10 protein-coding genes are annotated in these 13709 nt (G+C 70.8%); 2 read left to right on the top strand and 8 right to left on the bottom strand.

The genetic code is table 11. From position 1 onward, the window contains the following. Nucleotides 1-11 precede the first annotated feature (11 nt). From OG729_RS08860 to OG729_RS08880, 5 genes are read right to left on the bottom strand one after another with little or no spacing between them, the layout of a single operon-like run. Nucleotides 12-1199, bottom strand: coding sequence for an alanine racemase (locus OG729_RS08860; protein WP_405805363.1), 1188 nt, complete (start codon nt 1197-1199; stop codon nt 12-14). Further along, nucleotides 1192-4299 carry an AMP-binding protein gene (locus tag OG729_RS08865; RefSeq protein WP_405805365.1) on the bottom strand — a complete coding sequence of 1036 codons (3108 nt, stop codon included), beginning with the start codon at nt 4297-4299 and terminating at the stop codon, nt 1192-1194. Before OG729_RS08865 ends, OG729_RS08860 begins: the two co-directional genes overlap by 8 nt. After that, the gene (locus tag OG729_RS08870; RefSeq protein WP_405805367.1) at nt 4296-4937 is read right to left on the bottom strand and encodes an FMN-binding negative transcriptional regulator; all 642 of its coding nucleotides are present in this window, start codon (nt 4935-4937) and stop codon (nt 4296-4298) included. Before OG729_RS08870 ends, OG729_RS08865 begins: the two co-directional genes overlap by 4 nt. 1 nt (nt 4938) lies before the next feature. Then, nucleotides 4939-6108: an acyl-CoA dehydrogenase family protein gene (locus OG729_RS08875; protein ID WP_360869257.1), complete on the bottom strand. Its 1170-nt coding sequence runs from the start codon at nt 6106-6108 to the stop codon at nt 4939-4941. Continuing rightward, the gene (locus tag OG729_RS08880) at nt 6105-7568 is read right to left on the bottom strand and encodes a class I adenylate-forming enzyme family protein (RefSeq protein ID WP_405805369.1); all 1464 of its coding nucleotides are present in this window, start codon (nt 7566-7568) and stop codon (nt 6105-6107) included. The genes OG729_RS08875 and OG729_RS08880 overlap by 4 nt, the downstream gene beginning before the upstream one ends. A 468-nt stretch (nt 7569-8036) precedes the next feature. On the opposite strand from OG729_RS08880, the gene OG729_RS08885 reads away from it, so the two are divergent. Beyond that, entirely contained in the window at nt 8037-8792 is a 756-nt protein-coding gene (locus tag OG729_RS08885; protein WP_405805371.1) for a methyltransferase, read from the top strand. Next, nucleotides 8789-9805 (top strand): EamA family transporter, encoded by a 1017-nt coding sequence (locus tag OG729_RS08890; RefSeq protein ID WP_405805372.1) that lies wholly within the window; start codon nt 8789-8791, stop codon nt 9803-9805. The genes OG729_RS08885 and OG729_RS08890 overlap by 4 nt, the downstream gene beginning before the upstream one ends. A 40-nt stretch (nt 9806-9845) precedes the next feature. On the opposite strand, the gene OG729_RS08895 is transcribed toward OG729_RS08890, so the two are convergent. The 3 genes from OG729_RS08895 to OG729_RS08905 are packed head-to-tail and all read right to left on the bottom strand — an operon-like array spanning nt 9846 to nt 13497. Next, the gene (locus OG729_RS08895; protein ID WP_405805374.1) at nt 9846-11114 is read right to left on the bottom strand and encodes an MFS transporter; all 1269 of its coding nucleotides are present in this window, start codon (nt 11112-11114) and stop codon (nt 9846-9848) included. Further along, the gene (locus tag OG729_RS08900; protein ID WP_405805376.1) at nt 11108-12373 is read right to left on the bottom strand and encodes an ATP-grasp domain-containing protein; all 1266 of its coding nucleotides are present in this window, start codon (nt 12371-12373) and stop codon (nt 11108-11110) included. Before OG729_RS08900 ends, OG729_RS08895 begins: the two co-directional genes overlap by 7 nt. A 2-nt stretch (nt 12374-12375) precedes the next feature. Continuing rightward, complete coding sequence (locus tag OG729_RS08905) at nt 12376-13497, bottom strand: GNAT family N-acetyltransferase (protein WP_405805377.1); 1122 nt, start codon at nt 13495-13497, stop codon at nt 12376-12378. Nucleotides 13498-13709 lie beyond the last annotated feature (212 nt).

The following is a 13709-nucleotide window of genomic DNA, read 5'->3' on the forward strand; positions in this document are numbered from 1 at the left end:
TGTCGCGCATGTCAGAAGACGATCTCTCTCACCTTGTCGCGGCTCAGGAATCCGCTGGGGCTGAACGTCGGGCCGTACGCGCCGACGCCCTCGAACAGCAGCAGGTCACCGACCTCCACCTCGGGCAGCAGGACGTCCTCGGCCAGCACGTCGAGCTGCGAGCAGAGCGGGCCGGTGACCCAGGCCGGGCTGGTCGCCGCGTCGGGCCGCGCACCCACCATCCGGACCCGCGGTTCACCCCGGCCGGCCCCGGCGATCAGACGGCTCGCGATGAACACGTGGTTGATCCCGGCGTCGACGAGGACGTAGCGGCGGTCGCCGATGGTCTTGATGTCGAGCACCGTGGTCAGCAGGCTTCCGGCGGGCCCGACGATGGACCGCCCGTACTCGCAGACGAGGGGCAGCCGGTCCTCGGCGTCCGCTCCGTCCACCGCGACCGCGTCGAGGCCGGCCGCGGCCAGCCCCGCCCAGTCCACCTCCGGGTCGGCGTCGCACCACGGCATGGCGATACCGCCGCCGATGGACACGAACTCGACCTGCAGACCGAACCGGTCCACGCACGCCCGTGCCTGCTCCTCCATGGTCTTGCGCGCGGCGAGGATGACGTCGGCGTCCGCGTACTGCGAGCCCCAGAACAACTGCAGCCCGGCGACGGACAGCGGCGAGGCACGCAGGATGTCCACGACCTCGGCGAGGTCCTGGTGCGCCACACCGAACTGGTTCTGCGACGGGTCGGCACCCGCAGTGCGCCCCGGATAGGGCGTGTTCAGCCGGATGACGGCCCGGCCGGTGACACCGAGCTCGGCCGCCGTCCTGGCGAACAGCCCTGCCTGGCGGGGTGATTCGACACTCACCATGACGTCCGCCGCGAGTGCCGCGGCGGCCTCCTCACCGGACTTCGCGGGGCCGGTGAACAGCACCTTGTGCGGCGCCATGCCGGCGTTCAGGGCCGTCTCCAGCTCCGCGAGCGAGCAGACGTCGAAGCCGTCCACCAGCGTGGCCAGCGTCTGTACGACTCCCGGATGCGGGTTGGCCTTCAGCGAGTAGTACAGGCCCGCTCCCGGCACCGAGGCCGCGCGGACGCGCTCGACGGTGGCGCGCAGGGCCTCGCGGCTGTAGACGTACACCGGTGTCCGGCCGGCCCGCCGGGCGAGCAGCTGTGCCTCGCGATCGGTCGGTGTGACGATGTCCTTACGCACCCGTGGTCCCCTCTGCTTCGCACAGCTCTGCTTCGCACAGCGCGGCGAGGACGTTCGCGTGCACCCGGTCGATCACATCGGGCCGGTCCATGGCGATTTCCTGCCGGTAGTAGTAGGTCAGCGCCATTTCGGCGGCCGACATCTGCAGTTCGCCCTGCAGCTGGTAGCGCAACTCCCGTCCGAGCGAACGCGGTTGCCAGTCCCCCAGGTCGCGGACACGCAGGCCACGCTGTTTGGGGTGCTGGTTGAAGAGCACGGTCGAGAACGGGAACCAGTCCGCGTCGGCGAGGCCGGCGCCGGCCGCCCGCTGGTCGAACTCCCAGGAACTGGCGGCCGTACCGGCGTCCAGTTGGCGGGCGAACTCCCGTGTCCGCTCGGGCAGTCCGTCCGGCCCCTCGGCGCGGACGATGAGCTGGCTGGTGAACATGCCGGTGGTGCTGGTGCGGGCGCCCTGGCGCACCTGAACGGGCACGATCACGGTTGGCGCGTCGAGCCCGAAGGTCCGCGCGACGGCCGCCTCGAAGGCGGCCAGCATGACGGCGAAGACCGAGACGCCGCTCGCCGCCGCGATCCGGTGGGCGGCGCGGCTGCCGGTGAGCCCGAACGGGCGGGAGACCAGCGCTCCGACGCGTGCGTCCGTGCCGCGCGCCGCGGGCAGTTCGACCTGTGCGGCGCCGTTGAGGAGGTCGTTCCAGTAGTCGGCCTCGGGTGCGTGCGCCTCCTCGACCCGCTCGGTCGCCCGGCAGTAGTCGCGGTAGCCCCGAGGTGGTGGGGCGTCGCCGAGCGGCTGTCCGCACAGGATCGAGCGGAGCTCACCGGCGAGCAGGTCCAGACTCAGGCCATCGATGAAGAAGTGGTGCGCCACCACCAGGACGGAGGTGCTTTCGGCGCCCTGGACGACGACGGCGCGCAGGGGCGGTGCGGCGGTGGGGTCGAGGAGTTCCGACACGGCCTCGACCCGCGCCTGCTGGACCCGCGCCCGGTGATCCACCGCGGTCGAGCCGTCCGGCCGTGCGCCGCGGTACAGCGTGACCGGGCAGCTCAGGCCGGCCGCCGGCGTGTGCGTCTGCCGTGTCCAGTCCGAGGTGAGCGCAAGGCCGAGCACGTCGTGCCGGGTCAGCAGCACATCGGCGGCGGCCTGCACTTCGGCCGGCGTCACGGTCCGGTCAAACCGTATCTCCCGTGAGATGTTGCACCAGTTGGCGTTGCCGTCCGTCATGCACAAGGACCGGTACGCCTGCTGCCGCGTGGACAGCGGATGGCTGCCGGAGTCCTCGGCGGGGTCGGTACGGGTGCCGGTACGCGGGCCGGGGGGCGGGCCGGCGGGCACGACCGCTCCGCGCGCCCGCTCGATCACCCGGGCGAGCGAGGCGATGTCGCGGTGGCTGAAGCAGTCCTGGACCGAAAGGTTCACCCCGAGGCGCTGGTTGACCTCCAGGACGAACTCCATCAGGTCCAGCGAGGTGAGGCCCGCGTCGACGAAGGGCGTCGTCGCGGGGATACCGGCATCGAGGCCGAGCAGGACGCGCAGGGTCTCGGTGACATCGGCCTCCTGCTGGGCCGTGGTGTTCCCGGGGGCCTCGTCCCTCGCGGTGCCCGCCACATCGGTCAGCGACGCGGCCAGCGCCACCCGGTCCACCTTCCCGCTGCGCAGGAGCGGTAGCTCCCCCCGCGGATGGACACCGGGCCGGGGCAGCCCGAGGCGCTGGGCGATCTCGTGCACGGCCGCGGTGAGCGACGTCGCCCGCCCGGCAGCCGGATCGGCGACGGAGAGGAAGGCCTGCGGCCCGTCGCGGTCGACGACCACGCACTGGCGTACGTCCGGCAATGTCTCCACTTCGTCCACGAACCGGTGGAAGGAGACGCGCCGGCCGGACACCTTCAGGTCGTTTCCGAGCCTGCCCGCGATGATCAACTCCCCCTGGGACGTGAGGAATCCGCTGTCGCCGGTGCGCAGCACCGTGCCCATGGGAACCACCTGGAACGTCCCGGGTTCCGGGCCGACGCCTTCGCCGAGGGCCCCCAGCGCCGGCGCCGGAGAGGTGATGAGCACCTCTCCGCGCCCGTCGGCGTCGGGCCGGTCGATGGCCACCGATATCCCCGGCCGGGGACGCCCGACCGGCAGCCCCTGCGTGGGGCTGTCGGCGGTGCCCTGGACGTCGCGCCGGAACAGCTGGGCCAAGGTCCCCTCGGTCATGCCGTACAGGTTCACGAGCTCGGCCTGCGGAGCCAGTTCGGCCCACTGTGCGACGACCCGGGGCGGCAGCACCTCACCGGCGAAGAAGCCCAGCCGCAGCTGGTCGAGGCGGAGCGACTCGGTGTGCAGGACGTGGGCGATCCGCCGCGCGAGCGAGGGGACGAGGAACGCCGTCGTGGCCTTGCTCGCCACCAGGTGCCGGGCGAGTTCCCGCAGGTCCAACTGGGCGTCGGGAGCGGGCAGACAGAGCCTTCCGCCGACACTGAGCACCGCGAGTAGCTCGCGCAGTGACGGGTCGAAGTTCACCCGGGTGAGCGCGGCGCAGACGTCCTCGCCGCCGAGCCCGAACTCTGCCGTGAACCAGGAGAGGAAGGCGTGCAGACCAGTGCGGCTGCCCACGATCGCCTTGGGGGCGCCCGTCGATCCGGACGTCGGTATGAGGTAGCCGGCATCGGAGCTCGCGTAGCGCCGTGCGCCGCGCGGCTCGCGCCGGGCGGCGACGTCCATGACGACCCGGCCGGTCGCCGCCTCGAGCAGCAACTCACCGGGCTCGACGGCCCCTTGGTAGTGCGCGACCGTGGAGACATCGCTGCTGACGATGACCAACGGCTGTGCCAGCTGCTCGGCCCACGCGTACTGGCCGGGCGTCAGACCGGCGTCGACCGGCACGGGGACCGCGCCGCACCGCAGGGCGGCGAGCAGCCCGACGACGTAGGCCGGACTCAGTGGACCGAAGACCAGCACATGGGTCCGTGCCGCGCCGCGCTCCACGAGGGTACCCGCGAGATCGTCGACGGCCGCGGCGAGTTCTGCGTACGTCAGCCGCTGTCCGCACCATTCGATGGCGACGCGGCCGCTCGGTTCGAGGGCAAGCAGTCGCCCCAGAGAGTCCTGTTCCGTCATGAGACCGGACACCCGCCGTTGACGGTCGGCGGCTCCAGAACCAGCTGCGCCAGCTCCCGGACGGCGCTGTCGCCGTCGGCCCGCAGCGCCGCGGCCAGGGTGTCCATGCCGCCCTTGCGCTGGTTGAGCCGGAAGCACGACTTGAGGCGCAGGTCGCGCAGCCGGAAGCCGACGATGTTCTTGAGGTATCCCTCGCTGAGGTTCGCGGGGATCTCGTCCAGCGTCCAGGTCGAGCCCTCGACGGCGCGCTTCTGCAGCCGGTCGATCAGCAGCTCCACGTCGGCACGGGTCTGCGCCCCGTCGCTGAGCTCGAAGCTGCCGCTGATCTCCACGGCGCAGTACAGCCAGGTCGGGATCCGGCTGCGGGTGCCGAACCACTCGGCGGGGACGTAGGTGTCCGGTCCGAGCACGGTGATCGTGGCGGGAGCGCCGGTCCCGAAGGCCGCGGCCATGCCGTTGGCCCGGGCTACGTGTCCGGCGACGAACAGCTCCCCTTCGTCGGTGGAGCGCAGGTCGATGGGCAGTGGAGAGGTGAAGACCTCCCCTGCGTGGTAAGTGGCCAGTACGCCGAAGGACTTGGCCTGTACGAACTCGCGCATGGCCGGCAGCGGGAGGCTGAAGTGGTCTCGGGTGTACATCTCAGTCGCGGCCCTTTACGTCCGGGGTCAGCAGTTCCAGGCCGATGCCCTCCCGGGCACCGCGCTGCGGCGGGTGGAAGGCGATCGCGTTGAGTGCGCCGGCGAGCATGGCGTAGAAGCAGGTGCGAGCGAACACTCCGCCGCCGGCCGCGCGCAGCAGGAGGTTGCCGAGTCCGGCGAGTTCGTCCTCGACCTGATCGCGCGCCTGCATAGCGAGGTTGAGCTGCTCGGCGGCGGGTGCACCGTCGTCGATGGCGCGTGCCGCGTCGAGCAGCCCGGCTTCGAGGCGGCGGATCCCCGCGGCGGCTTCGGTCCAGGCTCGGGAGCCGGCCCGTCGTTCCTTCGGCGTGGCCTCGGCCAGGCAGCAGGCAACGCCCAGGTACGAGGCGCTGATCAGCAGCTGGAACCAGGTGTAGCAGTCGGTGGCGAAGCGGCGGCCGGTCTCGCCGACCAGCGGGAACACCCGCTCCTGCGGCACCCGGACGTCGGTCAGTTGCACGGCGTGGCTCTCCGCCGCCCGGAAGATGGGGCTGTGCCAGAACGGCTCGCGCGCCACCCCCTGCGCGCGGGCGTCCACAAAGGCCTGTGCATAGCCCTCGGGCGCGCCGTCGGGGGCACGCAGCTCGACCATCAGGGACATCGTGTCCATGCTGGTGGACAGCGAGCAGGGGCGCTTCAGACCGGTGATGCGATACCCGTCTGCGCCGCGCACGGCCTGGCTGCCCAGACTCCGCAGATCCCGTCCGGGCATGGACTCCGCGCCGCCCGAGGCGATGAGCTGGGCGTCCCTGGCGAGCTCCGCGAGGATGGTGCCGGCCCGCTCGTCCCCGGCGGCGGCCACCTGGCCGAGGGAGGCGATCTTGTAGTGGTGCATGGTCGTCGCGATGGCCGCGGAGGGCGCGAGCGCGCCGAGCGCGGCCTGGAAACGTACCGCGTCCACGGCCGACGCCCCACGGCCCCCGCAGGCCGACGGGATCAGCATTGTGGTGGCGCGGGCCTGCTTGAGCAGCGCGAACACGGGGCTCGCGTCCTGTTCGTACTCCACCGCCGACTTGGCCACCAGCGCGGCATGCAGTCCGTCCGCTGTCGCGTCGAGCCGTTCCGGGACGTCGACCAGCACCTCTTCCCACACACCGTCGAGCACGGCGTCCTCCGTTACGCCACTGGTCACTTGGCATCCCTCTCTTCACTGTCCATGAGCCGCCGCACCGCGGCGTAGTCGGTCTTGCCGAGCGGCGTCCGTGGCAACGTCGCGGCGATCGCGTACCGCTGGGGCAGCTGGTAGGAGCGCAGTCGCTCGCTGAGCCGTCGTCGCACCGCGTCCAGCTCGAATCCCTGGCCGGTGACCAGCAGAGCGGCGATGTGTTCGGTGGTCCGGGCGTCCGGGATGCCGACCACGGCGCTCTCCTGCACCCCGGGACACTCGCGCAGGGCGGCCTCGACCTCGAGCGGGCCGACCTTGTTCCCGGCGACGTTGATGAAGGTCGAGTGCCGGCCGAGCACGTACCAGCCGTCCGGCTCGGCCCGGATGAGGTCGCGGGTGCGCAGCCATCCGTCGTCGAACATCTCCTCGGTGGCATCGGCATCGCGGTAGTAGCCCCGGGCGAGTGCTGGGCCGCGTACGGAGAGCTCGTACGCGGGTCCGGTCGCGTCCTGTGTGGTCACCGGGTCGAGCCGGTACTCCACACCGGTGATGGGCTTGCCGATGGAGCCGTTGCCGACGTACTGCCGGTCGAAGCAGATGACGGCGATCTCCGAGAGGCCGTACACCTGCCGCAGCGGCAGCCCGTAGCGCTCCTTGAAGCTCTCTTGGGTGTACGTGGCCAACGGGGCGCTGCCGGAGATGGCGAGCCGCAGCGAGCTCAGCGCCGGGGCGGGTATCCCGCGCGCCTCGGTGAGCATCTGGTACATGACCGGCAGGCCGCTCATCACGGTGACCCCATGGCGCTCGATGCACCGGGCCAGACCTCGGCCGGTCAGTCGGCCACCGTGCGCGAACACGACCGTGGCACCTGTCAGGAGAGCCGGCAGGGTCAGGACGTCGATGCCGTGGCAGTGCCACAGCGGCAGGGCGCACAGCACCACGTCGGCCGGATCCAGTTCCATTTCGCCGGCCCACAGGTGGACTCTGGCCTCGATGGCTGCCTGGCTCATCACGATGCCCTTGGGCCGGCCGGTCGAGCCGGACGTGCAGTGCACCACGAAGTCGCCGGGTGCGTAGCCGTTCGCGGCACGCGCGGCAGCCGGCCGTGCGCCCTGGACCGGCGCGAGCGTGAAGGCGCCGGGGCCGGTGCCGTTCACGGCCAGCCGGGTCAAGTCGAACTTGCCGGTGCTGTACGCCAGTTCCTCGGCGGAAAGCTTGCTGTCCAGCAGGACCGTCACCACGTTCAGCTTGGCGGCGGCCAGGTATGCGGCGACGAAGGTTAACGAGTCCTCGACTGCGAGACCCAGCACCTCACCGGGGTCGAGCTCCGCGGTGAGCTTCCCGGCCGCGGCCTCAACCGCGCCGAGCAGCGTCGCGTACGTCGCCGCGGTCCCGTCGGGTCCGATCACCGCCGTCGCGTCGGGCTGCCTCAGTGCGACGGCCCGGAAACCGGCGTACACCACGCCGTGGTCCACGGATGCGTGCACGTGGTCCGCGGGTGCGTGCCGACCTCCTGCATGGCTGTCCACAATTCTTCCCCCCCTCCCGCGCCGCATCCCCCGATGGACAGCGGTCAAATTTTGAAGAAACTCATGGCAATTAGGTCGCGCATCAAGAGGGTTCAGGCAGCACTGACCGAACCCATCATCAATTCAGAGACGGCGAATTACCAGCTCATTCACCGGCGACAACGAGGGTTTGCTCACACGTCATCCACATAATTGCTACGTAGTCGAATTTGGCAGGAAACCCAAGACAAAGGCCCACAGGTCCGAGTGTCGTTCGCGGCCCGACGAGCGATGTGACGAAATCACAGCACCCTTGGCCACGCAAGATTGTTCCACATGTCGAGATACCCGCATGACTAGGTAGAACTACCGATGCACGAAAGGCACTTCAGCCCGTAGAACTGTGCCGGTCCCCCTTTCTGAACCTCATGAGCGGAGCCCTTCGGTATGCCTTTGCCTGGCCACTCAATTCACCGCGCGCTGGCTACGAGTCTTGCGCCGCGGGCCGGACAACGCGTCCTGGACCTGGGGTGCGGCATGGGTGGGACACTGCGGGCGATCGCTGAACTCGAGCCGACGGCCCAGCTGCTCGGCTGCGACGTCGACCCGGAGGCCGTCGCAGCCGCACGGGAGCTGCTCGGTCCGACCGCCGACATCACGGTGCACGACTTGAACAAGCCGACCGCGCACAAGCCCGGCGAGCTGGACGCGGTCGTCTGCCACGACGTCCTGGAGTTCCTGGAGAGCCCCGCCGCCCTGATCAGTGAAGCCGCGCGGCTGCTGCGGCCCGGGGGCTCCGCGGTGTTCTCGCACACCGACTACGACGCGCTGATCATCCACGGCGGAGACCGGGAACTCACCCGTGCCGTCTGCCACGGCTGGGCCGAATTCCCCGAGGAGTGGATGGAGTTCAGCGATGCGTGGATGGGGCGGAAGGTAGCCTCCCTCGTGCAGTACAGCCCGCTGACGGTGGCCGGCCTGGACACCCATGTGACGACGGCGACCGAGCTGACAGGGTTCGCCCGGCACCGCATCGAGCAGATATCCGGCGCCCTGCGCGAGCGTGCCGAGAACCGCACCGGACCACTTTCCGTCGCGGACATCGACCGCTGGGTCGCCTCCGTCCAGGAGTCCGCGCGCGTGGGCGAGTTCTTCTACGCGGAGACCGCGTTCCTGGTGCGGGCGACGGCTACGGAACAGTGACGGATCCCGCGCCGGGCAGGGCGCTCGCCGGTAAGTCCGCCACCTCATCGGTACTGCCCGCGGCCGCCGCGACGCTGTGCGCGATGATCAGCGTCCAGTCCGGGGCGGCCGTCGCGGTCCTGCTCTTCGACCAGGTGCCGCCCGCGGGGACGGCCTGGCTGCGACTGAGCTTCGGCGCCCTGCTCCTGCTGTTGTGGACCCGGCCGTGGGCCCGCTCCCTGCCCGCGCGGGATCTGGGGGCCGCCGCCGCGCTCGGCGCCGCCAGTGCCGCCATGACGCTCTGTTCCTTCCAGGCGATCGACTCGCTGCCGCTGGGCACGGTCAGCGCAGTGGAGTTCCTCGGGCCCCTGACCGTCGCACTGTTCGGCTCACGGCGTCCCGCCGACCTGCTGTGGCCGGTCATCGCGCTGGCCGGCGTCCTCCTCCTGACCCGGCCGTGGGCCGCCGACGCCAACTGGGTCGGCATCGGCTTCGCCCTCGGAGCGGCGGTCGGCCTGGCCGGCTACATCGTCCTGACGCAGAAGGTCGCCGACCGTTTCACGGGTCAGCAGGGCATTGCCCTGTCCACCACCGGGGCCGCCCTGTTCACCGGTCTGGCCGTTGGCTGGGGTGCCGAGGGCAGCTGGTGGAGCCCTCGGGCACTGCTGATCTCGGCCGCGGCCGCGGTGCTGCTGCCGATCATCCCGCACGTCCTTGAGACCCTGGCCCTGCGTCGGCTCACCGCAGGGGCTTTCGGGACCCTGATGAGCCTGGAACCAGCCGTCGGTACCGGTATCGGAGCGATCGCCCTGGCCCAAATACCCGATCCCCAACAGCTGTTCGGGGTGGTGCTGGTCTGCGTGGCGGGAATCGCAGCATGCCGCGGTGGCGCCCGCCAGGCGGAGGCGGCTCCCCGGGGGGACACGGAGCCGACCACGCAGGCCTCCTCGGGGGACACGGAACCGACCGCACAGAGCTGCCAGGTGAACACGGAGCCGACCGCTCAGGCTTCCCGAGTCGGGCCGACACGGTAGTCCGGTGGGGCCTCACCGCCCGGCTCCGCGCGGAAACGGTTCAGATCGCGGCAGAGGCCGAGTCCCTGTCGGCCGCTTTTCGACCGGCATCTTCCCCGGCCTGCTCGCTTCCCGAGGATCCCGCCCGCACCGTCCCCGCCATCAGGCAGGCGACCAGCAGCGAGCAGGCAGTGAGCACCCACCACAGCGTGCCGGGGCCACGGTCCAGGGTTGAGGTCACCAACAATGGTGTCAGCGCGTTGGCCAGGCCGATGAACATCTGGTTGAACGCCAGATAGGCGCCCCGCTGCCCCACCGGGGCGAGTGCCGTCAGCAGCGTCAACACGGCCTGTGACGCAAGGAGTTCACCCAACGAGTACAGCGCCATCGCCGTGACCAGGAGCGCGGTCAGGGCGCCCGGGGCGAAGTGGCCCGCGACGGCCAGTGCGGCAAGCAGGGCGATGTGCAGTACGGCGCCGACCGCCACCAGCGTCTGCGGCCGCACGCGCTCCGTGCGGTGGGCCACGGGAACCTGGAAGACGGCGAGGAGCACGGTGTTGAGGGTGAACAGCACGCCGGCCATCCAGGGCGGAGCGCCCACGCCGCGCAGCAGATGGACGGGCAGCGCCGTCTCCACGCTCACCGCAACGATCCACAGCCCGGCGCCGGCCACGACGGTCAGGCAGAACGGGCGACTGCGCCATGGACGGGCCTTGCCGAGAGCCGCCCGTCCCTGGGGAGCGGACGTCCCGGAGCGCGGCAGCCGAAGGTAGAGCAGACAAGCGAGTGCGATGCACAGGGCGTTGGCGATGCCGACCCGCTGCAGGATCTCCGGCGACGCCGACGCGGTCAGCCCGACGGCCAGCGCGCCGAGCCCGAACCCGGCATTGAACAGGGCCCGGGACAGGGCCATCCAGCGGCCCGGCGGTTCATCGCCCGCGAGCACCGTCGCGAGGACAGGGGTGGCGGTCTGCTCGGCCCGCATGCTCAGCGCGACCAGCACGCTCAACACGGCGAACAGCGCGAACGAGTCCACCCACAGATAGCCCGCGAAGGCGGCCGCTCGGACCGCCGTGCTCGCGAACAGCACACGACGCGGCCCGATCCGGTCGATCAGCCGCCCCACGTACGGCAGCAGCGGCAGGACGAGCAGCGCGGACAGGGTGAGGGCGAGGCCGATCCGGGTGAGCGACGTATCGAGGACCGACTGGAAGAAGAGCAACGAGAAGGGGTAATAGATGCCCATGCCCAGGGAGTTGGCGAAGGTCGCCCCCGCGAACCAGGGCACCGACCGGCCCTTCGGCAAGGCTGCGCGCAGTGAGGTCAGCATGGCGTTTGCTCGACCTCCGCCGTCAGCATGAGCGCGGCCGTGTCCGCCCAGCGGGCCGCCTCGGCCGGGGTGTCGGCGCGTACGACGAGGTGCCCGAGCACATCGGCGTTGTTCCGCACCCGGCGCACCACGGCGCCGGCGGTGACGTACAGGTCGACGGCGCATACGCCTGGCAACCGCTCCACCAGCTCCTGGCCCGCGAAGCCGCGCAGTACGCCGTCGGCCGGGGCCGTCAGGTAGCGGGAGGCCGCGGCGGCGCGGCGGCGCACGGTCAGGTCCGGCCGCCGGCCCAGATGCAGCCGGATCACCTCCCGCACCAGGTCGATCCCGGACGCCTCGTGGATGACCCGTCCGATCTGTGCACCGCCCATGCGGGCGTTGATCTCGACCAGACGGGGACCGTCGGCGGTCACCTTGATCTCGACGTGCGCGGCACCGAAGTCGTGGCCGATCGCCTTGAGGGCGTCGAGCGCGGCCTGTGCGGCCTCATCCCTGACCGCGTCGGGTAGTTGGGTGGGAAAGGTCTCCCCGATTTCCGCGAAGTGCGGGTGCGCGTCGAGCGATTTGTCGGTCACGCCGATGAGCTGCGGACCCTCGGCCGTGACGAGGACCTCGACGCTCAGCTCGTAGCCGATCAGATACTCCTCCACGAGTACGCCGTCCGGCTTGGCTCCACCGCGCGCATCGAGGGCGTCCGCGGTAAGGGCGACATAGTGCTCAGCCACCTCGTCGGCGGTGCGGCACAGTCGTACGCCGATGCTGGCGGACTCGGTGAGCGGCTTGACGACGCAGGGAAAGCCGATCGAGCCGGCGGCCCGCACGGCCTCGCCGGCCGAGAGGACGTGGCTGAACTTCGGTGTGGGGACGCCGAGTTCGGCGCAGGTCCGGCGAGTGCGCAGCTTGTTGCGGGCAATGTGCGCCGCCTGCGGAGACAGGCCGGGCAGGCTCAGCGCCCGCGCCGTCTCGGCGACGACGGGGACGTGATAGTCGATGACCGCCATCACACCGGCGAGCTCGCTGCGTTCGGCATACGGGCGCAAGGCCTCGGTCACCGAGGCGCTGTCCGCGGTGTCGGCGGGCACGATCGCGTGCACGGTGCGGTCGATGAGCGCTCGGGCCTGATCGGAGGTGGCGTAGCGGCTGACGTCGGCGGTCACCAGCAGTGGACGCAGGCCCAACTCGGCTGCACACAGCAAGGGTTGGAGGCCGACGGCCCCTCTGCCGGTCTCGACGAAGGCGAACACGGGACTGTCAGGCATGGTCATCCTCGGAGGGTCTTGCCCAGCGGGCCGACGGGGAGCAGATAGGAGTACTGGGGCTCGGCAGTGCAGCCGCGGGACAGCTTGGCCCCCTCGCTGCCCAGTCCGTAGTGGATGGTGGAGATGCCGAGCCGGGCCGCTTCCTCGACCGGGAAGTAGTAGACCGTCTCGAAGTAGAGCGGGAGCTTGCCGAGCTTGTCCTGGTACGCATAGTCGAAGCCGCTCTGACGTGCGTACCAGTGGCCGCGGAACTGCAGGATCGTCGCGAAGCCGCGCACTTCCCCGTCTCCCTCGGCCAGGACCACCCGTACGTCCTCGCCGAACTCGGCGAGCATCTCGCCGAGCACCTGTCCGGTCTGCTCGGGCGACCAGGCGACGCCGTACTTCTCCATCAACTGGTACTCCAACTCGCCCAGCCGCGGAATCAGTTCGGCGCGCAGCAGCTCGATCCGCATACGGATGCCGGCCTCACTGATCCGGCGCCGCTCGGTCAGGATGCGACTGCGGCGGTGCGCGGACACCTGAAGCAGGTAGTCGTCGAAGCCGCCTGGGGGCACGCTCAGCATGCTGTAGCGGCCGGACTCGTGGGACAGGTACCCGCGTTCGCGCAACACCTGCCGCAACACCTTGTCGCTCTCCTCGACGAAGGGGTACGCCACCGAGGCGGCGCCTTGCTCGACGGCGAGCTCCTCCGCCCAGGCGACCAGGGCTTCCACGTCCGGGTGCGTCACCTCCGGCCGAGCGACGACCCGGCTGCGCCCCATGTGCCGCCCGCCGCACACCAGGGTGGGGAGCAGGGCGTCGGCGGGGGTGCCCGGCAGCGCCTCGAGGAGTTCCCCGGCCCCGGGGCGCCCGTCCTTCGCGCTGAACTCCAGCAAGGTGTCGGGGCGGGCCAGCACCCAGGGCGCCCTCTTGTCGGCGAGGGCGGTGGCCAGCCCGGCGACGGGTACCCCGCCTCGGTGGAGCAGCGCGTAGCGCATCGGACAGCCGGCGGTGCGTTCCGCGACGCGCAGCCAGTGCTCGTCGAGGTAGAGGTCCTCCGGCCGCAGGAGTCGCGCCCATGCGGCGTATGGGACGTCCGCCGACTGCACGTAGGTGTGCAGGGTGATCCGCTCGGTGCTCATCGGGCTACTTCCGTGGATGGCCCCGCCTTCGGGCGGGGGAAGGGGTCGGACTCCTGCGGAGCAGGACAGGGGGAAGCCGGTGCGGTCATTTCCGACACAGGCCCTACTGTCCGGTCGATCAGGCCGGATCAGTGAGCGAGGTCTGGTGCGTCAGATGCAAGGCGGAGGATGGAGCCCATGCGATGGGGGCACCTCCCGTGCCCGAAGGGCTA

The sequence above is a fragment of the Streptomyces sp. NBC_00210 genome (assembly GCF_045160975.1).
In the GTDB taxonomy this organism is placed as follows: domain Bacteria; phylum Actinomycetota; class Actinomycetes; order Streptomycetales; family Streptomycetaceae; genus Streptomyces.

Coding starts and splice junctions, on each gene's coding strand:
- OG729_RS08865 (WP_405805365.1), bottom strand. CDS start 4,299: ATGACGGAACAGGACTCTCTGGGGCGACTGCTTGCCCTCGAACCGAGC.
- OG729_RS08870 (WP_405805367.1), bottom strand. CDS start 4,937: ATGTACACCCGAGACCACTTCAGCCTCCCGCTGCCGGCCATGCGCGAG.
- OG729_RS08885 (WP_405805371.1), top strand. CDS start 8,037: ATGCCTTTGCCTGGCCACTCAATTCACCGCGCGCTGGCTACGAGTCTT.
- OG729_RS08895 (WP_405805374.1), bottom strand. CDS start 11,114: ATGCTGACCTCACTGCGCGCAGCCTTGCCGAAGGGCCGGTCGGTGCCC.
- OG729_RS08900 (WP_405805376.1), bottom strand. CDS start 12,373: ATGCCTGACAGTCCCGTGTTCGCCTTCGTCGAGACCGGCAGAGGGGCC.
- OG729_RS08905 (WP_405805377.1), bottom strand. CDS start 13,497: ATGAGCACCGAGCGGATCACCCTGCACACCTACGTGCAGTCGGCGGAC.